General features: G+C 68.4%; 19 protein-coding genes and 1 pseudogene. 14 read left to right on the forward strand and 6 right to left on the reverse strand.

All coding sequences use genetic code 11. The features are described 5' to 3' along the window. Window positions 1-200: 200 nt before the first annotated feature. The 3 genes from BMY07_RS12590 to BMY07_RS12600 are packed head-to-tail and all read left to right on the forward strand — an operon-like array spanning window position 201 to window position 2,621. Window positions 201-1,571 (forward strand): FAD-binding oxidoreductase, encoded by a 1,371-nt coding sequence (locus tag BMY07_RS12590; protein ID WP_342741535.1) that lies wholly within the window; start codon window positions 201-203, stop codon window positions 1,569-1,571. Between the two features lie 42 nt (window positions 1,572-1,613). Beyond that, complete coding sequence (locus BMY07_RS12595; protein ID WP_092777797.1) at window positions 1,614-2,021, forward strand: universal stress protein; 408 nt, start codon at window positions 1,614-1,616, stop codon at window positions 2,019-2,021. Between the two features lie 12 nt (window positions 2,022-2,033). After that, window positions 2,034-2,621, forward strand: coding sequence for a pentapeptide repeat-containing protein (locus tag BMY07_RS12600; protein WP_092777799.1), 588 nt, complete (start codon window positions 2,034-2,036; stop codon window positions 2,619-2,621). A 25-nt stretch (window positions 2,622-2,646) separates the two neighbouring features. On the opposite strand, the gene BMY07_RS12605 is transcribed toward BMY07_RS12600, so the two are convergent. Next, window positions 2,647-7,425, reverse strand: coding sequence for a glycohydrolase toxin TNT-related protein (locus tag BMY07_RS12605; RefSeq protein ID WP_092777801.1), 4,779 nt, complete (start codon window positions 7,423-7,425; stop codon window positions 2,647-2,649). 350 nt (window positions 7,426-7,775) lie between these two features. Here BMY07_RS12605 and BMY07_RS12610 point away from each other — a divergent pair, with 350 nt between their 5' ends. The 5 genes from BMY07_RS12610 to BMY07_RS12630 are packed head-to-tail and all read left to right on the forward strand — an operon-like array spanning window position 7,776 to window position 11,907. Then, on the forward strand, window positions 7,776-8,747 hold the full coding sequence (locus BMY07_RS12610; protein ID WP_245782344.1) for an MFS transporter: 972 nt from the start codon (window positions 7,776-7,778) through the stop codon (window positions 8,745-8,747). Window positions 8,748-8,806: 59 nt separating this feature from the next. Continuing rightward, the gene (locus tag BMY07_RS12615; protein WP_092777805.1) at window positions 8,807-9,793 is read left to right on the forward strand and encodes a helix-turn-helix transcriptional regulator; all 987 of its coding nucleotides are present in this window, start codon (window positions 8,807-8,809) and stop codon (window positions 9,791-9,793) included. Further along, window positions 9,784-10,740: a DMT family transporter gene (locus tag BMY07_RS12620; protein ID WP_092777807.1), complete on the forward strand. Its 957-nt coding sequence runs from the start codon at window positions 9,784-9,786 to the stop codon at window positions 10,738-10,740. The genes BMY07_RS12615 and BMY07_RS12620 overlap by 10 nt, the downstream gene beginning before the upstream one ends. Before the next feature lie 13 nt (window positions 10,741-10,753). Next, window positions 10,754-11,608, forward strand: a complete 855-nt coding sequence (locus BMY07_RS12625; protein ID WP_177215554.1) for a bifunctional methylenetetrahydrofolate dehydrogenase/methenyltetrahydrofolate cyclohydrolase — start codon at window positions 10,754-10,756, stop codon at window positions 11,606-11,608. After that, window positions 11,605-11,907, forward strand: a complete 303-nt coding sequence (locus BMY07_RS12630) for a DUF3017 domain-containing protein (protein ID WP_245782345.1) — start codon at window positions 11,605-11,607, stop codon at window positions 11,905-11,907. Before BMY07_RS12625 ends, BMY07_RS12630 begins: the two co-directional genes overlap by 4 nt. Here the strand turns inward: BMY07_RS12630 and BMY07_RS12635 are convergent. Next, window positions 11,897-12,733 carry a helix-turn-helix domain-containing protein gene (locus tag BMY07_RS12635; protein ID WP_143073454.1) on the reverse strand — a complete coding sequence of 279 codons (837 nt, stop codon included), beginning with the start codon at window positions 12,731-12,733 and terminating at the stop codon, window positions 11,897-11,899. The genes BMY07_RS12630 and BMY07_RS12635 overlap by 11 nt on opposite strands. A 221-nt stretch (window positions 12,734-12,954) precedes the next feature. Between BMY07_RS12635 and BMY07_RS12640 the strand changes: the two genes are divergently transcribed. The 4 genes from BMY07_RS12640 (at window position 12,955) to BMY07_RS12655 (ending at window position 16,018) form a co-directional block, all read left to right on the forward strand. Further along, window positions 12,955-13,938 carry a malate dehydrogenase gene (locus BMY07_RS12640; RefSeq protein ID WP_092777813.1) on the forward strand — a complete coding sequence of 328 codons (984 nt, stop codon included), beginning with the start codon at window positions 12,955-12,957 and terminating at the stop codon, window positions 13,936-13,938. Window positions 13,939-14,022: 84 nt separating this feature from the next. Further along, window positions 14,023-14,838: an inositol monophosphatase family protein gene (locus BMY07_RS12645; RefSeq protein WP_342741536.1), complete on the forward strand. Its 816-nt coding sequence runs from the start codon at window positions 14,023-14,025 to the stop codon at window positions 14,836-14,838. A gap of 191 nt (window positions 14,839-15,029) precedes the next feature. Further along, the gene (locus BMY07_RS12650) at window positions 15,030-15,320 is read left to right on the forward strand and encodes a hypothetical protein (RefSeq protein WP_092777815.1); all 291 of its coding nucleotides are present in this window, start codon (window positions 15,030-15,032) and stop codon (window positions 15,318-15,320) included. 293 nt (window positions 15,321-15,613) lie between these two features. Continuing rightward, on the forward strand, window positions 15,614-16,018 hold the full coding sequence (locus BMY07_RS12655; protein ID WP_092777817.1) for an SsgA family sporulation/cell division regulator: 405 nt from the start codon (window positions 15,614-15,616) through the stop codon (window positions 16,016-16,018). A 113-nt stretch (window positions 16,019-16,131) separates the two neighbouring features. On the opposite strand, the gene BMY07_RS12660 is transcribed toward BMY07_RS12655, so the two are convergent. After that, on the reverse strand, window positions 16,132-16,512 hold the full coding sequence (locus BMY07_RS12660; RefSeq protein ID WP_092777819.1) for a bacteriophage spanin2 family protein: 381 nt from the start codon (window positions 16,510-16,512) through the stop codon (window positions 16,132-16,134). 51 nt (window positions 16,513-16,563) lie between these two features. Then, entirely contained in the window at window positions 16,564-17,961 is a 1,398-nt protein-coding gene (locus BMY07_RS12665) for a serine/threonine-protein kinase (RefSeq protein ID WP_245782346.1), read from the reverse strand. Window positions 17,962-17,991: 30 nt separating this feature from the next. Between BMY07_RS12665 and BMY07_RS12670 the strand changes: the two genes are divergently transcribed. Beyond that, window positions 17,992-18,615, forward strand: a complete 624-nt coding sequence (locus BMY07_RS12670) for a spermidine synthase family protein (protein WP_092777823.1) — start codon at window positions 17,992-17,994, stop codon at window positions 18,613-18,615. Here the strand turns inward: BMY07_RS12670 and BMY07_RS12675 are convergent. After that, a pseudogene (locus tag BMY07_RS12675) lies at window positions 18,612-19,112 on the reverse strand (HhH-GPD-type base excision DNA repair protein); the annotation flags it as partial. The gene BMY07_RS12670 and the pseudogene BMY07_RS12675 sit on opposite strands and share 4 nt — an antisense overlap. A 139-nt stretch (window positions 19,113-19,251) precedes the next feature. On the opposite strand from BMY07_RS12675, the gene BMY07_RS12680 reads away from it, so the two are divergent. Then, window positions 19,252-20,724 carry an NACHT domain-containing protein gene (locus tag BMY07_RS12680; protein ID WP_092777825.1) on the forward strand — a complete coding sequence of 491 codons (1,473 nt, stop codon included), beginning with the start codon at window positions 19,252-19,254 and terminating at the stop codon, window positions 20,722-20,724. A 591-nt stretch (window positions 20,725-21,315) separates the two neighbouring features. On the opposite strand, the gene BMY07_RS12685 is transcribed toward BMY07_RS12680, so the two are convergent. After that, window positions 21,316-21,888, reverse strand: coding sequence for an HhH-GPD-type base excision DNA repair protein (locus BMY07_RS12685; protein ID WP_092777827.1), 573 nt, complete (start codon window positions 21,886-21,888; stop codon window positions 21,316-21,318). Window positions 21,889-21,958 lie beyond the last annotated feature (70 nt).

Consider the following 21,958-nt stretch of genomic DNA (forward strand, 5'->3'; position numbering starts at 1 on the left):
TGCGGGATGGGCGCAGGAGTGGTGTGATCAGCGGGTGTGATCGGGAACACTTGGGAGGTCGGGGAGTGCTCAGCAGGAGGGCCTTTCTGCGGGCGGCGGGTGTCGGGGTAGCGGCCACGGCCGTGTCGTGTTCGGGGAGCGGACAGCAAGGGGGAGCGCCATCACCGACCACCACCAGCACACCGATCGCCCCGACTAGCGTGCGCCCGGCCGCGGTTCCCCCTGACTTCGACGGGTTGCGCAAACGGCTCGGCGGCGGCTTGCTGCAAGCCAGCGACAAGGGGTACGACCTGGCGCGCCGCTCGTTCAACCCCGCTTACGACAAGCGCACCCCGGCCGCGGTGGCGTTGTGCACCACTAGCGACCACGTACAGGCTTGCGTCGCTCTAGCCAGGAATTCCTACTTGCCGATCGCGGCTCGTAGTGGCGGGCACAGCTACGCCGGGTACTCCGCGCCTGATGGCGGTCTTATCGTCGACCTGCGTGGAATGTCCGTAGTGGATGTCCGGCCTGACGGGACCGCGGTGATCGGTGCTGGGGCGCGCCTCATCGACGTTTACACCGCCCTGGCCGCGGCGGGCCGCTGCCTCCCCGCGGGTAGCTGTCCGACCGTGGGCATCGCCGGGCTGACCCTCGGCGGCGGTCTCGGCGTGCTCACCCGCAAGTACGGGCTGACCTGCGACCGCCTGCTCTCGGCCCAGGTCATCACCGCCGACAGCGTGGTCCGCACGGCAACCCCCAACAACGAGCAGGACCTCTACTGGGCGCTGCGCGGCGGCGGTGGCGGCAACTTCGGCATCGCCACCTCGTTCACCTTCTCCACCGAGCCTGCCCCCTCGGTGACGGTCTTCCAACTCGGCTTCGCAGACGGCGCGGCGGCCGTGGTCGGTGCGTGGCAGCAGTGGACCGCGAAGGCACCGGACGAGCTGTGGTCCACGGTCGTCGTCACCGGTGGCCGCACGCCGACCGCCAGGCTCACCGGCTGCTTCATCGGCCCGCAGTCCGGGCTCACCCCGCTGCTGGAGCAGTTCACCGCCGCCGCGGGCAAGCCGAGCACCCGGTTGGTGCAGCAGAAGTCGTACCTCGACGCCATGCGCTTCTTCGCGGGGTGTGCGCAACGCGCGGAGTGCGGCACGGAGACCTCGCCGCGGGCCACCTTCGCGGCCTCGTCGCGGATCCTGTCCGAGCCCGTCGCCGACCCGGCCGCCCTGGTCGACCTCCTCGACGACCGCACCGACATGGACCTGCTACTCGACTCACTCGGTGGCGCTGTGTCCAGAGTGGACCCAGCGGCAACCGCGTTCCCGCACCGCAAGGCGCTCGGCACCATCCAGATCTACCAGAAGACCACAGTGGACAAGCGCGAGGAAGCGGCTAGATCGGTCGCACAGGTCCGCGACGCGCTCGGCCGGATCGGTGCTAGAGGCGGGTACGTCAACTACATCGAAACCGCCATGCCCGACTGGGGCACCGCGTACTACGGGCCGAACCTGAGCAGGCTCGACAGCGTTGCCCGCCGCTACGACCCCGACGCGGTCTTCAGCTTCGCCCAGTCGATCCACCGCGCCTGAAAACCGGCCAAGTCAACGACAACCCCCCTACGATCTACAGGTGTGAAGGACGGGCTCACGACCATCGTCGTCGGGGTCGACGGCACCCAGGCGTCGCTCAACGCGTTCGCCTGGGCGGCCGGGTTGGCCCGCCGTGAACATGCCCGGCTCGTGCTCGTCTACGTAGAGCAGTTGGCCAATCCTGCCTACTGGACTGGCGTTGGCATCACCGGCGCACGTGAAGCCGCCGAGGCATACGCCGACGAGCTCCGCTTGGACGCAACCCGTTACCTGGACCCGATAGGCGTGTCCTGGGAGGTTGTGCACGTCAGTGGGGATCCCGCGCGCGGCATAGAGTCCGCAGCCGAACAAGCGGGCGCGGATTGCGTCGTAGTAGGGCGTTCCCGCCACGGTCGCGTCACGCGAACCCTCATCGCCGATGCCGCGCGGCCAGTTGTCGTAGTGCCGTGACACGCTGAGCCCGTGGAGACGATCGGCGAGGACTTCAGCGAGACCGACCTGCATGAGCAGCACTGGGAGCAGCGGACTTTCACCGCGTGCGACTTCACCGGTGCCGACCTGCGCGGTGTCACCACGGTCGGCTGCGTGTTCGTGGACTGCACGTTCACCCGGGCCGACCTCGGCGAGTCCGTCCACCGCACGTCCGCGTTCCGCACCTGCGTGTTCGACCGCACCACCCTCACCGACAGCGAGTTCACCGGCTGCTCGCTGATCGGCTCGACCTTCGTCGACGTCCGGTTCCGCCCCATCACGCTGCGCGACACCGACCTCACCCTGGTCAGCCTGGCCCGCGCCGCACTGCCCAAGACCACGTTGCGCGGGCTGCGGTTCCGCGAGGCCAACCTGATGGAGGCGGACCTCAAGGAAGCCGACCTGCGCGACTGCGACCTCAGCGGCGCCCGGCTGACCGGCACCCGGCTGGAGAAGGCCGACCTGCGCGGCGCCCGGCTCGACGCCAACGGCCTGGTCGCGGCCTCCCTGCGCGGCGCCAAGGTCGACCTGGACACCGCCATCGCGTTCGCCGCCGCCCACGGCCTGGTCATCGACTGACCGGGTGGGCGGCGGCGCACCGCGGCTAGGGCAGCGTCGGCGCGTCCCTGTCGTCGACCTCGACCAGGTGCCCGTGGTCGAGCAGCTCGCCGATGGACCGCTTGAGCAGGTACGCGACCCCGCCACCCGGCTGGTCGAACCACGGGATGGCGACCCCGGTCAGCGCCTCGGTCGGCTTGACCACCCGGTACGCGCGGTACGGGCGGTTCACCCACTCCGGCACCAGCGAACGCCGCTCGAACGGCGTCCCGGCCGCGTAGGTCAGGTTGCCCGCGGGCTCGCCGTAGCGGTCGATCTCGGTACCGGGGGGCAGCTCCATCAGCTGCTTGCCGCGGAACAGCGTCAGCGGCGGCTCGCCCGGCTTCGGCTGGATCGGCCACTCCTGCTGCTTGCGGCCGGTCGGCTCGGTCCGGTGCACGACCGGCTCCTGGCGGGCGGGCTCTTGGCGGGCCGGTTCCTGGCGGCGCACGGCGGGCTCCGGCTTGCGCGGCAACTGCCGCTGCTGGGGCCTGCGCGGGGTGAAGTCGTCGTCATCGTCGTCGAACACCGGGGTCGGCGCGGCGACGGTGGCGTTCGGCTCCGGACGCCTCGGCGGGGTGAACAGGTCCGCGGACCGCTCCGCCTCCAGCTCGGCCAGCGACGCCTGCACGGTCGATGGGCCGGGGTCCTGCGGGATGACCGCGGGCGCGGGCGTGGCGCCGGAGTCGAGCAGGAGCTTGCCCAGCAGGAACGCCGACGCGTCCGCGACGTCCTCGAACACCGCGGGCGCCACGTACCGGTCGTCGAACCAGCCGACACGCCAACCTTCGCCGGTCTGCTCCATCGTCCACGCGGCCTCGGACGGCGACCCCATCCGGTAGCGCGACGGGGAGACGCCTAGCTCGGTCAGCCGCGTTCGCAACCGAGCCACCACGTCAGCGGCGGGACCCTGCGACGGTAGTGCGGCCGCGGGCGGGGTCCGCATGTCCTTCGTGGCGGGTTCGCGCGGGGGTGCAGGTAGGTCTACCCCGGCCTGCTCGGCGATGGCCGCTTGGCCGCGAGTCAGTCCTGCCTCTTGCGGCGCGGCACTGTGCGCGACGTCGGCCTCGGGGGTGTCCTGCCATTTCTGCTGTTCGGCGGCGGGCTGCCACGGAGCAACCGGCTGTGCCTGCTCAGCCGCCTGCCACGGCGCGTTCGGCTGCCTGACAGGCAGGGCCTCGGGCGCGGGTTGCCAGGTCGCGTCCGCGTTCTGTTCGGGCTGCTCGGGGGAAGTGCCCTGCTGCCAGGTCGGGCTGGACTCCTGTGCCTGCGGCTGCCAGGGGGTGTCCTGCTCCGGCTCGGGCTGCCACGGGGCTCTTGCCTGTTCCGGCACCTCAGCCTGCTGCCAGGGCGCCTGCTCGGCCGTGTCGGCCGGTCCGGGCTGCCAGGGCGCCGTCGCCTGCTCAGCGTGCCCACCAGGTTGCCAAGCCGGCTTGTCCGCAGCACTATCCGACTGCCACGGCGCGGCCTCGTCCTGCTGACCAGCCCCGGCATCGGTCGCCCGCTCCTGCCACGGCGCGGCGGCCTGATCGTTGTTGGCCGGCTGCTGCCATGTCTCGGCCCCGGTGTCACCCGCGCGGTCCTGCTGCCAAGCAGGCGCAACCTGCTCACCGGCGTCAGCAGTCCCGTCCTGCCGCCAAGGCGCGGCGGCTGACTGGTCTGCTTGGCCCTGGTCGCGCGCGCCACCATCCCACGGTGCGCTCGCCGTCTCCCCCTGCTGCCAGGCCGAAGCAACCTCGCCCTGACTATGCACGCTGGCGTCGCCCGCCCGCTCCTGCTGCCAAGACGCACTGCCTTGACCGTTGTCACCGGCCGCGTCAGCCACCTGAGGCTGCCAGCCAGCACTCACTTCATCCTGCTGACGCGCGCTGGTGTCCGGAGTTTGCTGCCAAGGGGCGCTGGCCTGGGCCGCGTCAGCTACCTGAGGCTGCCAGCCAGGACTCGCCTCATCCTGCTGGCGCGTGCTGGTGTCGTCCGCACGGTCGTGCTGACGAGTCCCGGTGTCCGGGTTCTGCTGCCAAGAGGTGCCGGCCTGGCTGTTGTCGCTGGTCGCGTCAGCTGCCTGGGGCTGCCAGGCAGGATTCGCCTCGTCTTGCTGGCGTGCCCCGGTGTCGGCTGCGCGGTCCTGCCGACGAGTCCCGGTGTCCGGGGTTTGCTGCCAAGAAGTGCCGGCCTGGCTGTTGTCGCTGGTCGCGTCAGCTGCCTGAGGCTGCCAGGAAGAACTCGCCTCGACCTGCTGCCGGGTCCCAGCGTCAGCCGCATGTTCCTGCTGACGCGTTCCGGTGTCCGAGGTTTGCCAAGGGGCGCTGGCCTGGCTGTTGTCGCTATCCGTGTCGGCTGACTGCTGCTGCCACGCAGGACCTGTCTCGTCCTGTTGACGCGCCCCAGCGTCGACTGCCCTGTCCTGCTGCCAGGACGCGTTGCCCTGTGCGTCGCCGGTCGCGGCCGGCTGCTGCTGCCAGGCGGGGCTTGCCTCGTCCTGCTGGCGTGCCCCGGCCTCAGCCGCCTGGCCCTGCCACGGCGCGTTGCCCTGGCCGTCGTCGGTCTTGGCCGGCTGCTGCTGCCAAGTGGGGCTTGCTTCGTCCTGCTGGCGTGCCTCGGCGTCGGCCGTGCGGCCCTGCTGCCACGGCGCACTGGCCTGAGCGTCCTCGGTCGCGGCCGTCTGCTGCCAGGCCGGGCTCGCATCGCCCTGCTGACGTGATCCGGCCCGAGATGCGCTGTCCTCGTCCTGCTGGCGCGCTCCCGCGTCGGCCTCGCGGTCCTGCTGCCAAGGCGCGCCGTCCTCGGCGGATCGCTGCTGCCAGGCGGGGCCAGCTTCGTCCTGCTGACGTGCCCCAGCGTTCTGCTGCCACGAGGCACTGGCCTGACCGCTGTCACTAGCTGCCTCGGCAGGCTGCTGCTGCCAAGCCAGACCTGCCTCCCGCGCCCCACCGTCAGCGGCGCGATCCTGCTGCCACGGCGCGCTGACCTGGGCGTCTTCGGCGGTCCGCTGCTGCCAGGCGGGGCCTGCCTCGTCCTGCTGACGCGTTCCGGCGTCCGGGTTCTGCTGCCACGGGGCGCCGGCCTGGCCACTATCGCTATCGGCCACCTGAGGCTGCCAAGCGGGACTTGCCTGCACCCCAGCGTCAGCGGCGCGGTCCTGCCACGAAGGGCCTGCCTGGCCGTTCGCGCTAGCCGTCTCAGGTGCCTGGGGCTGCCAGGGAGGGCTCGGCTGGCCGCTGTCCGCTGCGGTCGGTTGCTGCTGCCATGGCGCGTTGGTCTGGCCCTTGTCGGACTCAACCGGCTGCCAGGCGGGGCTTACCTCGTCCTGCTTACGCGCGTCCGGTTGCCAAGCCTGCGTGGCCTCACTCCGACGAGCAGGCACGTCCTGCCGCCACGGCTCCGCGGACTCGACCGGTTCCTCTACCTCCGGCGTGCGCTGCCACGGTGCCTCGGCAGCCGCCGGTGCCTCTGCGGCCTGCGGAGCCCACGGCGTGTCGGTCTCAGCCTTGATCGGGGGCGTCGGGACGGTCTCGTCGACCTCGGGCTGCCACGGCGCGGTGTCCTCGAGCGGGGACTTCTCCGCTACTGGCTGCATGCCCTTCGCGGTGTCCTCCGGCTCGGACGCGTCCGGTGTGCGCTCCCACGGCGCCTGCTCGGGGGCGTGCGAGTGCCCGTTGCGCGGCCCCTCGGCCGAGTCCTCGCCCTTGGGCGCCCACGGCGAGTCCGGCTTCTCCACCTCGGCCGGGGTGCGGGACCACGGCGGTGGGGTCTCCAGGTTCACCGGCGCAGGGCTGAACGCGTCGAAGGTGGTGCCGAACGGGCCCATCTCCTCCTTGGGCGCGGCGACCGCAGCGTTGGCGAACGCGTTGGCGACATCCGGCTCAGGTACCGCTACCGCCGCGACCTTGGGCTGTACTGCGCGCGGGTCAGGGAGCCGGGGTACCTCGGCCTCGACCGGCGCCGTGCCATTGACCGGCACCGGGCGGGGCGGACGGCCACGGTTGAGGAAGGCGGCTGCGTTAGCCCTGACGTGCTCCTCGACCTCGGGTAGGGCGAACTCCGAGCGGCGGATGTGGTCCACCAGCTCCGGCTCGGGGGCCACGCCGTGCGCGCGCAGGTAGTAGTTGACCGCGGCGGGCCAGATCCAGTTGCCGTCGGTGTGGAAGGCCACCGGCACGCTCTGGCGGCCCTCGTCGTCGAGGTGGTCGGTGTCGAGCCCGCGGTGCGGCAGCGCCAACGGCGCCTCGTCCAGGAAGCGCAGCAGCGACTCGCGCTCGGCGTCCACGACCTGCGGCCGGTTGACCAGCGGGCGGCCGTTGGGGCCCTTGCCGTCGAAGATGCGGGCGACCCGGAACGGCGGCTTCAGCGCGGCGAGCCTGCGCGCGAGCCACTCCGGCACGTTCTCCTCTTCCCTGGGGAAGATCCGCAGGTCGTCGGCGAAGGCGGGCGGCGGGGGCGGCTGGATCCAGGTCGGCTCGTCGCGGTCGTACTCCAGGTTGTAGGCCGAGGGCTGGTCGAGCTGGTAGCGCGCATTGAACCAGGTGCCCCTGCCCTCCCGGTACATGCCCGCGCGCAGCCTGCTGAACAGCATGGTGATGTCCTGGGACACCGGGAGGTCGGCCGCACCCTCCTGGTCCTGCACCGTGACCTGGCCCACGGTCTCCATGTACCGGCCGATGGCGCGGTACTCGACCACGATCGACGCCCACCGCTGCGGGGCGCCCCGCAGCAACGCCAGCCCGATCTGCTTGACCAGGGCGTCCTGTTCGGTCGGGTTCAGCTGCGTCGGTAGTGCCACGGTCACATCTTCTCCTGGGTGCATGCCTTCGGCATACGGTGGATCGTGCGGTACCGGTCTGCCAGCGACAATGACATACCGTTATCCCCCAGTCGGGGGTGTGGGGCACAGTTGCCCACGTGCTGGGTCCATATCGTCAACTCCTGACAGTCCGCAGACTGCCGAGCGTGCTCGTCTGGTCACTCCTGGGCAGGCTGCACTTACCTGGCACTCCTCTGGCCACCACCTTCCTCGTCGCCGGGTGGACTGGTTCATACATCGCATCGGGTGTCGTCGGGGGTCTCTACACCGTGGGTGTAGCCGTTGGTGGCCCATTGCGTGGTAGATCTGCCGACCAGGGTGACCCGGCGCGCCTCTTGATCGCCATTTCACTCGCCTACGCGTTGGGACTCACGGCGCTCGCGTTCGCCCCCTCGCTGGTGGGGGCGACGTGGTGGCCGATAGCCGCCGTGGTCGCTTTGGTGACCGGACTAGCCCAGCCGCCAGTGACGCAGATCGCTAGGGCTGCCTGGCCGAGGTTGACCGAAGACCCGGCCGCGCGCAGGTCGCTCTACACACTTGAGGCCACTCTCCAGGAGCTGCTGTGGGTAGTCGGCCCGGTACTCGTTGCCGTCGTGGTGGCCTTCGGCGGCGGTAAGGCGGGCATGCTCACTTGCGCAGGTCTGGCGCTGGTGGGCTCGTGCGGCTTCGCGTTCGCCTTGCACCAGGTCGGCCTGCGCGTGCCCTTGCAGCAAGAGCACCGCACGCCGGGGTCGGTGCTAAGAGCTCACGGCATGCGGGCAGCGCTGACGATGAGCCTCTGCGTCGTCGCCCCGCTGGTCATCCTGGACATGGCCGTGGTCGCGTGGGCGCGGGACTTCGCCACCCCCGCCGCGGCGGGCGTGCTGATCGCGGTCTGGGCGGTCGGGTCGCTGGTGGGCGGCTTCGCCGCCGGTGCGAGCTCCGCGCCGCCGCGGTTGGCGCTGCGGATCGTGCTCATGGCGCTGGGGTTCGTCGCGCTGGTCCCGGTGTTGCCGCCGGTCACGGGCGGGTCGACGTGGCTGATCGGGCTGGTCCTCGCGGTCGGCGGGATCGCGGTGGCGCCCGCGCTGGCGGCGTCGAACGTGCGCATCGGCGAACTGGCGCCCGCAGGTCGCACCGCGGAGGTGTTCGGCTGGGTGATGACGGCGTCGACGCTCGGCTCGGCGGTCACCCTGCCGGTCGCCGGGTGGCTGCTCGACCACATCGGTCCGGCGGCCGCGGCGGGCGCGGCCGCGGTGCTGGCCCTGGTGGCCGCGGGCTTCGCCGTGGCGGTGCCGGATCCCAGCAGGCAGGCGAGCGCGGCGTGACATTTGTGTCAACGTCTCATCTGTGCCAACCTGCTGCGGCCCCACCGGGAGGAACCACCATGTCCGACGGCGACCTCGCGCCGCACCTGAGCAGGCTCGGCCTGCCGGACGACGAGATCCGCGCATACCTCTACCTGCTGCGCACCGGTCCGTCCACGATCGACCAGGTCTCCATCGGCCTGGCGGAACCCATCGACCTCGTCACCCCCGCCGTGCGCACCCTGGTGGACGCGGGCCTGGTCGGGACCGGCGGTGTCGATGGCCGGATTGTGACTCCGGTCCCACCCGCGAGCGGGCTGCAGATCCTCAGCCGCCGCCGTGAGTCCGAATTGGAGCAGGCTCGGGTAGCAACCCTCAACGCCTACGACACGTTCCGGCGCGCGGTGTCCCCACAGCGCACCGACGACCTCATCGAGGTGGTCACCGGTACCGCTATCGCCCAGCGCATCCAGCAGATGGAGCTGAGCGCGCGCAAGGAGATCCGCAGGCTCGACTCGCCGCCGTACTTCACCGAAGGGCACGTCAACAACGCCGAGCTCGAACAGCTCGCGCGCGGCGACGTGACGTACAAGGTCGTCTACGCGCGAGCGGCCATAGAGGACCCGGGCCGGTACGCGCAGAACGTCCAGCCCTGCGTTGCCGCAGGGGAGCAGGCCAGGGTGCTGCCAGAGGTGCCGGTGAAGCTGACGATCGTCGACCAGCAGTTCGCCACGGTGTCTCTACCGGTCGCGGAGGCCGATGTGAACCGCTCGCTCTTAGTCGTCCGGCCGAGCAGTCTCCTGTCGGCCCTAATCGGACTGTTCGAGGCGTCGTGGCGGTTGGCGGTACCGCTGCACGCTGGCGCGAGAGCCCCGTCGCCTGTCCAACCCATAGAGCAGCGCCTGCTGGGTCTACTCGCGGCAGGCGCCAACGACGACTCCATTGCCCGCCAGCTCGGGGTCAGTCGTAGGACCGTCTTCCGCCACCTCCAGCGCCTGATGGACCACGCTGGCGCGACCTCACGGTTCCAGTTGGCCGTTCACGCAGTGCGCCACCGATGGATCTAGCCAACCGGCCCGTGGCGGCCCGCGCGGCGGCAGTCCTGGTCACCGTCCTAGGCGGAGTCGGGCTCGCCACGCAGAGCCGCGTCAACGGCCAACTCGGCGCCCACCTGCGGGACGGTCTTGTCGCCGCCCTGATCTCCTTCTTGGTCGGCCTCGTCATCTTGGCCGTAGGTGTGTTCGTCGCCCCGAAGGCGCGGGCGGCGGTTCCGAAGGTCGCGCAGGCCGTCCGTGAGCGTCGACTACGGCCATGGCAGGTCCTCGGCGGCGCGGCCGGTGCCATGTTCGTGACCGCGCAGGGTCTGACCGTCGCGGCCCTCGGCGTGGCGATGTTCACCGTGGCCGCGGTGTCCGGGCAGGTCCTCAGCGGACTGCTGATGGACCGTGCGGGCGTCGGACCGGGCGGTCCCCGACCGATCACCCCGACCAGGGCAGTCGGTGCCGTGCTCGCGGTCGTCGCGGTCACCGCAGCCGTGTCCGACGAGTTCGACTCGCCGTCGCGGCTCTGGCTGTCCCTGATCCCGGCAGCGGCAGGACTAGGACTCGGCTGGGCGCAGGCCGTGAACGGGCGGGTCCGGGCAGCCTGCGGGAGCGTCAGCGTCGCCACGCTGGTCAACTTCGGGGTCGGCACCGCCGTGTTAGCCCTGGCCTGCGTGGTTGAGGTACTCGTGCGAGGACTCCCGGCAGGCCTACCGTCCAACCCGATCCTCTACGTCGGTGGCGCGCTAGGAGTCATCGGCGTCTCCGCGAGCGTCTTCGCCGTCCGGTACATCGGTGTGCTCATGGTGAGCCTGGGCATGATCTCCGGACAGATCGCGGGCGCGGTGCTGTTCGACCTGACCGGGCCCGGTATCGAACCCGCCACGGTGGTCGGTGTCGTGGTCACGCTCCTGGCCGCGGGGGTGGCGTCGCTGCCCAGTGGGCGTCCCCGGAAAGAACCGGCGGCGCAGTGAGAGGATGACCGCCGTGACCGCGACGATCCTTGACGGCAAGGCCACCCGCAACGCGATCCTCGACGAGCTCCGCGTCCGGGTCGCCGCCCTCGCCGAGCGCGGCGTCGTCCCCGGGCTGGGCACTGTGCTCGTCGGCGACGATCCCGGCTCCCACGCCTACGTGCGCAGCAAGCACAACTTCTGCAAGAAGATCGGGCTCAACTCGATCCGCCGTGACCTGCCCGCGCACACCACGCAGGCCGAGCTCGAAGCCGTCATCGACGAGCTGAACGCCAACCGCGACTGCACCGGCTACCTCGTGCAGTTGCCGCTACCGGGTCACCTCGACCAGGGCCGCGTGCTGGAGCGGATCGACCCGACCAAGGACTCCGACGGCCTGCACCCGGTCAGCCTGGGCAAGCTCGTCCTGGGTGACGCGGGCCCGCTGCCATGCACCCCCGTCGGCATTGTCGAGTTGCTGCGCCGCTACGACGTACCGCTGGCGGGCGCGCGCGTCACCGTCGTTGGCCGTGGCGTCACCGTTGGCCGTCCCCTCGGCCTGCTGCTGACCCGCCGCAGCGAGAACGCCACCGTGACCCTCTGCCACACCGGCACCAAGGACCTCGCCGCCGAGGTCCGCCGCGCCGACATCGTCGTCGCCGCCGCGGGCAACGCGGGCCTCATCACGGCCGACATGGTCAAGCCCGGTGCCGCCGTGCTCGACGTCGGCGTCACCCGCACCGAGGCGGGCCTGGTCGGCGATGTTCACGAGGACGTGCGCGAGGTCGCGGGCTGGCTGGCGCCGATGCCGGGCGGGGTCGGCCCGATGACCATCGCGATGCTGCTGCGCAACACCGTCGAGGCGGCGGAGCGGGGCCTGCGCGCGTGAACGACGGCCCGCAGCGGGGCGGCAAGCACCCCGCGCTGGTGCACCTGCCGTTCGCCATGGTGATGGCGGTCGTCGTGCTCGGCCTGGTGCGGATCATCCAGTTCTCCTGGCGCGAGGGCACCGTGTGGATCGGCCTCGCCCTGCTGCTCGCCGCCGGGCTGCGGGTGCTGCTGCGCGACGAGCAGGCCGGGCTGGTCGCCATCCGCGGCCGGGCGGTCGACGTGCTGCTCTACGGCCTGTTCGGGGTGATGGTGATCGCGGTCGCGCTGACCATCGAGGGTGGCTGGCTCAGTCGTTGAGGCCGCCGAGCTCGGCGATCATCCTGGTCGACGCCGCCTCGTCCAGCGCGACGCTGAGCAGCTCCACCACCACCTGGTCGTAGCGCTTGACCTCGGTCGGGTCCTCGACGAACAGGCTCGACGTCCGGTTCTCCAGCAGCACCAGCGCGCCGCGGCCGTGGAACTGCAGCCGCCGGAACGACCCGCGCAGCCCGGGGTGGCCGTGGCCGAGCCGCGGCACCACCCGGATCGTCACGTCCGGCTTCGTCCCGGCCTCGACCAGGTAGCGCAACTGCCCGCGCATGACCTCGCGGCCGCCTACGACCGTGCGTAGCGCTGTCTCGGTCAGGATCGCGTAGTAGCGAGGCGGCTGCGGCTTGCGCAGGATCGCTTGTCGTCGGATGCGCTCGGTAGCCCTGTCTTCGATCGCGGGCTCCTCGACCATGTCCACCTCACGCAGTACCGCTTGCGCGTACGGCACGGTCTGCAGCAACGCGGGCACCAGCATCGCCTGGTAGTCGACCAGCATCTCCGCCTTCGACTCCAGCACGCGCAGCGTCGCCGACGGCCGTTGCTCCGGCCACGCGGTCGGCTCGGTGGCGTCGCGGGCCAGCGCGACCAGGTCGTCGCGGCGGGCGTCGCGCACGCCGTAGATGGACAGCAGCGCCTCGACGTCGTCGAGCTTGTGCGGTCGGCGGCCGTTCTCCAGCCTGCTCAGCTTCGAGGTGCTGATCCCGGTCTTCGCGGTCACCTCGGCCAGGCTCATCCCCGCGGTCTCGCGGTGTCGGCGCAGTTCCTCCCCGAGCAGTTCTAGCCGGACGGTGGTGTCCGCGGTGTGCAGCGTCACCCGGCCATGATCCGGCCGGGTGCGGTCCCATACCCACAGGTAGGGGACCTTGTCGGACCAAGTCCACCCGAAGGGGTCGAGACCCTGGTCACCGACGCGGCCCCCGCGCACCCCGGCTTGGTAGCCTGCGCGGTGCCGGGCGACGTCGCCGACAGGGCACAAACTGACTGCCGCGTGACCTCCCCGCTGACTCAATCCGTCTTCCCGGGAGGATCCGCCAAGTGGCACCCGTCAACGTCACAGTCACCGGCGCGGCAGGCCAAATCGGCTACGCCCTGCTGTTCCGCATCGCCTCTGGTGCCCTGCTCGGCCCCGACACCAAGGTCAACCTGCGGCTGCTGGAGATCCCGCAGGCTGTCAAGGCCGCCGAGGGCACCGCGATGGAGCTGGACGACTGCGCGTTCCCGCTGCTGGCGGGCATCGAGGTGACCGACGACGCGAAGAAGGCGTTCGACGGCGCCAACGTCGCGCTGCTCGTCGGCGCCCGCCCCCGCACCAAGGGCATGGAGCGCGGTGACCTCCTGGCGGCCAACGGCGGCATCTTCAAGCCGCAGGGCGAGGCGATCAACGCCGGTGCCGCGTCCGACATCAAGGTGCTCGTCGTGGGCAACCCGGCCAACACCAACGCGCTCATCGCCCAGCAGCACGCCCCGGACGTCCCGGCCGCGCGCTTCACCGCGATGACCCGGCTCGACCACAACCGGGCCATCTCGCAGCTGTCCACCAAGCTCGGCGTGTCCGTCGCGGACATCAAGAAGCTGGCCATCTGGGGCAACCACTCGGCGACCCAGTACCCGGACGTGTTCCACGCCGAGGTCAACGGCAAGTCCGTCGCGGAGCTGCTCAACGACGAGGCGTGGCTGGCCGACACCTTCATCCCGACCGTGGCCAAGCGCGGCGCGGCGATCATCGAGGCCCGCGGCGCGTCCTCGGCGGCGTCGGCGGCCAACGCGGCCATCGACCACATCCACGACTGGGTGCTCGGTACCCCGGCTGGCGACTGGACCTCGATGGCAGTGCCGTCGGACGGCTCTTACGGCGTCCCCGAGGGCATCATCTCGTCGTTCCCGGTGACTACCGCCAACGGCGAGTACCAGATCGTGCAGGGCCTGGAGGTCAACGAGTTCTCCCGCGCCCGCATCGACGCCTCGGTCGCCGAGCTGGTCGAGGAGCGCGACGCGGTCAAGGCGCTCGACCTCATCTGATCCGGTCTTATCCGGCTCGGTAGATGCGCGGCGGCACCCGCTGTTTCCACGGTGGGGGCCGCCGCTGTGTTTTACGGTGCACTGGTGACCTTCATCGCGTGGCCGATCCCCGAGCCGGACTTACCGGCGAGCGTCAACTCTGTCCTGGCCGACGCGGCCAACGCCGCCGCGGCCGCCTACCGGACCGCGCGCCAGATGCTCACCCGGCCGGAGCTGTCCGAAGAGGTCGCGATGGGAGCAGACGGCACCCCGACCATGCGCGTCGACTCGCTGGTCGAGGACGCCATCGCCGAGTCCGCGCAGGCCAACCGCGTGAACCTCTTGTCCGAAGAGGCGGGTTTCCTCGACAACGGCTCGTCGACGACTCTTGTCATCGACCCGCTGGACGGCTCGGCCAACGCCGCGTCCGGGGTACCGCTGTCGTGCTTCTCCGGCGTGTTGACCCGTGACTCCATAGCGGTCGAGGCCGTGACCGTGTGGCTGGACACCGGGCGCGTCTGGTGGGCCCGCGTCGGCCAGTCCACCCCGTACCGCACGACCGGTCGCACCACCCTGGATGGCGCCGCCGTGTCGCTGCTGCGGCCCAAGCGCAACAACGGCGACGCCTGGCAGCGGGTGGCCGCCCGCGCCGGTCGGCTGCGGATCCTGGGCACGACCTGCCTGGAGACCGCCCTGGTCGCGGAGGGCTCGGTGGACGCGTTCGCCGACCCCGGGTCGGACACCCTGCGCATCGTCGACCTGGCCGCCGCGCTGGTGCTCGTGCCCGCCGCCGGTGGCGCGGTGATCGACGCGCACGGCAGGCCCCTCGACTTCGACCCGGACCTGACCCGCCGCTGGTCAGGCATCGCGGCCGCCACCTCGGCGCTGGCCGACCAGCTCGCGGAGGCGGTCCTGGGGTGAGGTGAAGCCCTATGAGACGCTGGAGCGGCAGGGACTGACCGATGGGGGTACCGATGGCCGCTCGGGCTAGATGCGCCGTGATTGGGGTAGGCCTCGTACTCGCTGCCTGCACCACCCCGGAGGCGGCTCCCTTACCTGATACGCCTGACCCTCACTCGATCTCCAACGCCTTCAGTGCCCACGGCGCCCCAGTGCCGTTCGTCCAGATCGGCGAGTCTTTCCCCTACCGCCTGCTGACCCACTGCGGCATCAAGTACGCCACCTTCGCAGGCCAGAACTGGGTCGCCGAGCACACCTGGCCCGACCCGGAACGTCTACCCGGTCCGGACGGCAAGGTCACCAACGACGGTTACATAACCGGCCGCGTTGTCCTACTCGACGACCGGACCCTCCGCTTCAAGGTCGACCAGGCCACCATCGCGGGTAAGCCCACCGAGGTCATCTTCCACCCCACCGACGTCGAGATCCCGCTCTGCCAGTAGGCAGATCCCTTCGTCGGAAGGCGTCATGACCGCGGGGCTGGGCGGTCTCGTTCTCCGGTGCGGACGGTCCACTGAGGCCGGAGCAGAAGACCTGAGTTCACCGACGGGTGATGGCGTCATCCGATTACACAGAGACGGGTGCCAAAAGCCGGTCAAATCGTGGCCCGAACGGGGCTGTATGCCCCGATAGCGTGAACGTCGGGCCAATGGCATCACGGGCTGCCGCCAAATGCGTTTCCCTGCTGAAGGTTCGCCACAGCCGACGCGCGAACACCAGGACAGGAGGCTACGAGATGACCAACGACGCCGAGCACTCTGAGCAGATCATCTCGCACTACGGCGGGACTACTCCTGTCCGCTCGCGTTGGACCTACCGGGCCAACGAGCCGTACACCGTCGTCGCCGCCTTCCAGGCCGACGCCGACCGCTGGGTCGAGTGGATCTTCGGCCGCGACCTGCTCGCCGAGGGCCTGGTCCGCGCCGCCGGTGACGGCGACGTGCGGCTGGCCCCGGTGACCACCGGCGGTACCGCCAAGCTGGCGCTGGAGATCGAGTCCCCGGACGGGCACGCCGTGCTCGAGCTCGACCACGCCGCGGTGCAGTCGTTCTTCGCCACCACCACGGCCATGGTGCCGCTGGGCGGCGAGGCCGACTTCTTCGACATCGACGCGCTGATCGAGGAGATCACCAACGTCTGAGCCACCCCGCCAACCCTGACCCACGTGGACGGATCACTGAGGGGGTGGCCGGTGAACCCAGTACCGATAACGGAGCCGACGGCCGCCTGCGCACCAGGCGGCCGTCGGTCTTCCTAGAGGCAGGCCTGGGTCAGCGTGTTGAACGCGTCGAGCTTCTGCTTGGTCCACCCGGCCACCGTCGCCGGGTCCAGGTTCGGCACGTCCAGCGTCGCGATCTGGTCGGCCATGCCGTTGATGGCGTCGCGCACGGTGGTGTCCGCGGCGCGGTCGGCGAGCTTGGTGAGGTCGTCCGAGGTCTTCTTGGCGTCCTCGGCGGTCTGCTCCAGGTTCTGCGTGCTCGGGGTGAAGCCCGCCAGGCGGACCGCCTCGATGCAGATGCTGGTCTTGTCGGCCGCGTTGGACGCCGAGCTGGTGGCCTCGCGGACCGTGTCGCACGCGGTGAGCGTGCCGAGAAGGGCCGCGGCGCTGAGCGCCGCGGTCAGCCGGTGTCGCACTGTGCCCCCTGGGGAGAGTGGGTTGGTGGCCAGGATATCCGGTTTGTCGGATTAGCCGGTGGCGAAGACGCTCCCGCCCGGCTCGCCGTCCGCGGGCCGGGCCAAACAGTACAGGTAGAGCCGGTCCGGGCTGCCCGTTTTGCTGGGCAAGATCTCGATCTGCCAGCCCTTGGTGTCCTTGCCCGGCAGGGTCCGCGCGGCCATCACCTCGGCCGTGCAGATGCCGCTGACCTCGGGCAACGCGGCGATGTCGGTCCCGGTCATGTCCGCTGCGCCAGCCGGTAGCCAGGTGCCGGTGAACGCCTGCCAGCTGTGCTCGCCGCCGCAGTCGAGCGGCTTGGCCTTGATGTCGACGTCGGCGATGTTCACCAGGCCGCCGAAGCACTTGTCCTCGACGCAGAAGCCGTTCTTCTCGCTCTCCGCGCACGCTTTCATGCCCGGTGGCACAGCCGCTGCCTGCGGAGTGCTCTGCGTCTGTGATGGCTGTTGCTGTTGGGCTTGCTGTCCGGTGCTGGTGAGAGTGCTACCGAAGAACCCTGCGGCCACGAGCGCCGGTACGGCTACCGCAGCGGCGGCGATCCGTACTCCGCGAGCGCGGTTGGTCGCAACATGGGGGAGCGGCCTGATGGGGCGTAGGCCGTCGAGTTCGTCTCTTAGCTGCCGCGCGTCCGTTGTCCGCCGCGACGAGTCGGAGGCAAGAGCGTTGAGGAGTGCGGCGTTGAATGCCGGGGGCGCGTCCTGGATCGGTGCCACCGGCGCACGAAGAGCCGCGATCAGGCCGTCGAGGGATTGCGCGGGCCACGGGATGTCGCGGGGACGGTTCCCTGTCGCGAGTGTGTAGAGGGTCGCCGCTAGCGAGTAGATGTCACCTGCGGCACTAGGTGCGGCGTGCGCGAAGACTTCCGGTGCGGCGTAGTAGGGACTGAGGGCGCCAACGGTGACGGTGCTCTCCGCGTGTGCGTCGAGGATCGCGGCCAGACCGAAGTCGGCGAGCTTAACGGCGCCGAACGCGTTAACCAGGATGTTCGCGGGCTTGATGTCGCGGTGCAGGATGCCCACCTGGTGCGCCTGCGCGAGTGCGTCTGCGAGCCTGGCGCCCATCTCCGTGACCTCCGGGATGGGTAACCGCCCGCGCTGCGCCAGAACGTCCGCGAGCGAACCGCCCGTGCACAACTCCATGACGATGTAAGGCCTACCGTCGGCGGTTACACCGGCGTCGTAGACGTTCACGACGTGCGGGTGCCCTGACAGTCGGGCTGCCGCACGGGCTTCGCGGAGGAACCGGTCCCGGTCGCGATCGGTTTGCAGCACCCGGTTGTCGACCTTCACGGCGACGTCGCGGTGCAGCCGGTCCTGGCGGGCGAGGAAGACGGTCCCGAATCCGCCTTGGCCGAGTGGTCCCGCGAGGGTCAGTCCGGGGATCGTCGGTGGGCGGGGTGTCACGTGCACGGGGCGAATGTACTTCTATGGTGTGCGGCGATGGACTCACCCACGATCATCGACACGGTCCAAGGCGCCTGCGGCGAGCTCGTGCTCCGCCGCGCGGGCCACCACTACGAGATCATCGCCGACGGCATGTTCCTGATGGACACCCGCGCGGGCGAGTCGGAACGCCTCCTGATCCGCGCCGCCGCGTCCCGCATGCCCGGCCCCCGCATGCTCATCGGCGGCCTCGGCGTCGGCTTCTCCCTCCGCGAGGCCCTCTCCCTCGGCCTGACCGATGTAGTCGTCGTCGAACGCGAACCCGCGGTTATCAAGTGGAACGCCTCTTACCTGGGCAACGCCGACGCCCTAACCCACTGCGTTCAGGCAGACCTGATCTCTTGGCTGCACAACACCCCCGACCGCTTCGACGCCATCTGCCTAGACATCGACAACGGCCCCGACTGGACCCTCTCCGCCGACAACGCCACCCTGTACTCCGCCCCAGGCCTATCCCTACTCCGCTCCCACCTAACCCCCACCGGCGTCCTAACAACCTGGAGCGCCGCCGCCAGCCCCACCTTCGAAGCCGCCCTAAGAGCCCACTTCCAATCAGTAGAAACCCACCCAACCCCCGTCCCCCGCGGCGAACCAGACATCGTCTACGTAGCCACCCTCTAGCCCTGGCTCTTCGCTGCCGCCTTGGCCGCCTTCTTGAACTCCCGCACCTCACCAAGACTGGTCGCGCTGGTCACGTCCGCGACCGACCGTCGGGAGTTCTTGAGCCCGTAATCCCCAGCAGCCTCCCGCCACCCCTTCGGCGTGACCCCCCGCTGCTTCCCCAACAACGCAAGAAAGATCTTGGCCTTCTGCTCTCCAAACCCCGGCAGTTCCTTGAGCCGCTTCAGGACCTCGGCCCCACCGGGACCTCCCCGAGTCCAAATAGCCGCCGTGTCCCCGTCGTACTTCTCAACGATGAACTGGCAAAGTACCTGCACCCGCTTCCCCATAGATCCCCCATACCGATGAATAGCAGGCGGCGTGACAGCCATCTCAACAAACGCCTCCGTCTCATACTCGGCGATCTCGTGCACGTCGAGCTTGTTCCCCAGCCGCGTGTAGAGCTTGTACGGCCCCCTGAACGCGATCTCCATCTGAATCTGCTGATCGCAACACATCACCGAATGTATGTATAGATACCCCGAAAGGGTGAACTAGGCGGGGCAGGCGGATCCGTCTAGGCAGTTGCTGGAAGATCATCCGAGCAAGGCCGCGGGGTTCAGTCGTAGATGAGTTCCAGAGTTCACAGGTGGTCTGATGCGAGTTCGCATGATAGGCACGACCGGTTATCTCCTTGTTGCGCTAGCAATCGCCTTTCCGGCGGCGGCAATCCCCTATAATGCCTGGTTTTCCCAGGGCGATTCGGGCCGCTTTGATCAATTAGTTGGTTGGGCCAACGTGATGGCGCTCCCTGTAGGCGCAATTGGACTACTTATCCTAATTTTCGAAAAGGCGTCTAAACAGTATCAAAGGCCCGATCTTGTGGATGCAGATGTCAGTCGTCTTGCAGCGCAAGCTAGCCGTACCTACAAACGCTCGCTTGCTCAACTGCTCGCTGTCGAAGGGCCTGAGTTTCGGTCAATCAGCTTGCAGGTGAAGCAAACATCGCCCGTTGATCGCCGTAGTGGGAAGCTCCTCGGCAGGGATGAGTTGGTTGCGCACATGATAGGTGCACCAACCACCTGTTTGGCAATTCAAGGGGTGCCGGGGTCGGGAAAGACAGTGCTCGCGATGGAGTGCGCGCAAGTTCTAAACGACCTACACCGGGAAACTGGCCAGATCGCCGTCGTCTTGTCGATTGCTGGATGGAATCCGAATGTTGCCCAGTTCGACGCTTGGGTCGCTGGCGATGCTGCTGCAGCTATGAATGTGGACGCCTCGGTGGCGTCTTCGCTTCTGAGAGATCATCGCCTGATCCTTATCTTAGATGGGCTGGATGAGATAGACGGCGAGTTGACGAAGGGCCAAGCGAAACTTGCGGTTCGCGGGATAGCTGACTATGTCGCGCAGACGCCGAGGGTTCGGATTCTCATCACCTGCCGTTCGGGGGGAGTGTACTTAAACTTGCTTCGCCGACTTCCGGAAGTGCAGATCATGTCGATCGAGAATCCGGATCCGGGGCTGATGCTCGAATTTCTTGAGACCCATCTCGTTGATGGGGCAGACAGGCGCAATTGGAGTCAGATTGCGGAAGCAATCCGGTCCGGAAATGAAGCACTCTTGGGAGTTCTAAAGACGCCATGGCAGATGACCTCGGCTGTTGCGTATTACCGAGGCGGGGGAGACCCGGGAGAGCTGCTCCCTTCTCCGGGGAGTGCTAGTCACGGAGGTGAGTCGCGCAGGCAACATCAGGGGCGAGTTCGAGATCTGCTTACGGGCAACTTTATCTCGTACCGAGTGGCGAGCTCATCGCGTGATGACAAGAGTGCCTTGCGGGACTTGAGACGACTTGCCAGCCTGGCTGCCTTATTGGTTGAAAGGAGGAGAGGTAAGATGTTCGGTGGCGAGATCTATTTGCCGCAGTGGTGGAGAATGTTGGGGGAATCGAAGATTCGAAGGCGTCATGCGTGGCTCACATTTGCAGCAGTCCACTATCCCTGGGTTGTCTCCTACCTGGATCTAGGGCCGATCAAGGAGGGTGGTCTGTCGGGAATATGGCTTGTAATTGCGGTCATGGCCAACCAGTTTACTATCTACTATCTCTCGGTTCTCGGTTCTCGGTTCTCTTAAGGATCGTAACCCGTCCCGCTTTAGCTTCGAGCTGATAAAGAAGTTTCATACTCTAGGGTGGCAGCTTATCTCGCTGACGTCACTCTTTGTGGTACTGACATGGGGGATCTCTTACATCCTGTTTGATTACTATCCACTGTTTGCGCTATTGAACGCGGCTGTTTCTACTGCGATCATTCTGGTGTTGCTGTGCGCCATACCAGCCCTGCCGCATGCTTCTTTGAGTCCCCTCCAGGTCATCAGGGGTGATCGAAATGTTGCGCTTGTTACTGGCGTCCTGTACGGAGTTTGGGTGGGCATCTACTTTGATCAGACGTATGGCCCAACCATAGGTCTGACATTCGGCCTGATGGCATTCGTTGGCCGCGTTTGTTGCTCAGTCTATGTGCGGTACCTGGTAGCGGTATTCTTTGGAGCGCAAGAGTGGAAGATGGCTATCAGGTTTCATGGATTTCTATCCTGGGCTCAGGGTGCGGGTCTAATGCGATCAACCGTCGCTGGTTACAAATTTAGGCATGCGGAACTTGAAGATTATCTGTGGCGCGCTTCTTTGGGCCTCGGTTCTCGGGAGTCTCGTTGATCCGGGACCGCCTATTCCTTGACCGCCTTCGCGGCTTTCTTGAAGCTGCGGACTTCGCTTAGTGATTGAGCATCAACTACGTCAGCGACTGATCGCTTTGCGTATTGAAGCCCGTATTCTCCAGAGGCGGCACGCCAGCCTGACGGGGTGACGTGCCGTTGTTTGCCGAGAAGTGCCAAGAATATCTTGGCCTTCTGCTCGCCGAAGCCGGGGAGGGCTTTTAGGCGTTTGAGGACTTCGGGGCCGGTGGGGGTGTCTCGGGTCCAGATGGCTGTGGGGTCGCCGTCGTAGGTTTCTACTATGAATTGGCAGAGGGTTTGGACTCGTTTGGCCATGGAGGCGCCGTAGCGGTGGATGGCGGGTGGGGTGGTGGCTAGGGTGATGAAGGCGTCGGGGTCGTAGGTGGCTATTTCGTGGATGTCTAGTTTGTTGCCTAGGCGGGTGTAGAGTTTGTGGGGGCCTTTGAAGGCGATTTCCATTTGTATTTGTTGATCTAGAAGCATGCCCAAGAGCAGGGCCAAGGGAGAGCGTTCGAGGAGGGCGTCGGCCTCGGGGTCTTGGGCTATGCAGATCTTTGGGGTCATGAGCTAAGAGCATATCGGCGTGTGAGTGCCATCCCGTCGACCTGGCGTAGCCCGATCAGGGTGGGGAGGG

The organism is Actinokineospora terrae, from assembly GCF_900111175.1.
GTDB lineage: Bacteria > Actinomycetota > Actinomycetes > Mycobacteriales > Pseudonocardiaceae > Actinokineospora > Actinokineospora terrae.

Coding starts and splice junctions, on each gene's coding strand:
- BMY07_RS12655 (WP_092777817.1), top strand. CDS start 15,614: ATGACCAACGACGCCGAGCACTCTGAGCAGATCATCTCGCACTACGGC.
- BMY07_RS12615 (WP_092777805.1), top strand. CDS start 8,807: ATGTCCGACGGCGACCTCGCGCCGCACCTGAGCAGGCTCGGCCTGCCG.
- BMY07_RS12620 (WP_092777807.1), top strand. CDS start 9,784: ATGGATCTAGCCAACCGGCCCGTGGCGGCCCGCGCGGCGGCAGTCCTG.
- BMY07_RS12670 (WP_092777823.1), top strand. CDS start 17,992: ATGGACTCACCCACGATCATCGACACGGTCCAAGGCGCCTGCGGCGAG.
- BMY07_RS12685 (WP_092777827.1), bottom strand. CDS start 21,888: ATGACCCCAAAGATCTGCATAGCCCAAGACCCCGAGGCCGACGCCCTC.
- BMY07_RS12680 (WP_092777825.1), top strand. CDS start 19,252: ATGCGAGTTCGCATGATAGGCACGACCGGTTATCTCCTTGTTGCGCTA.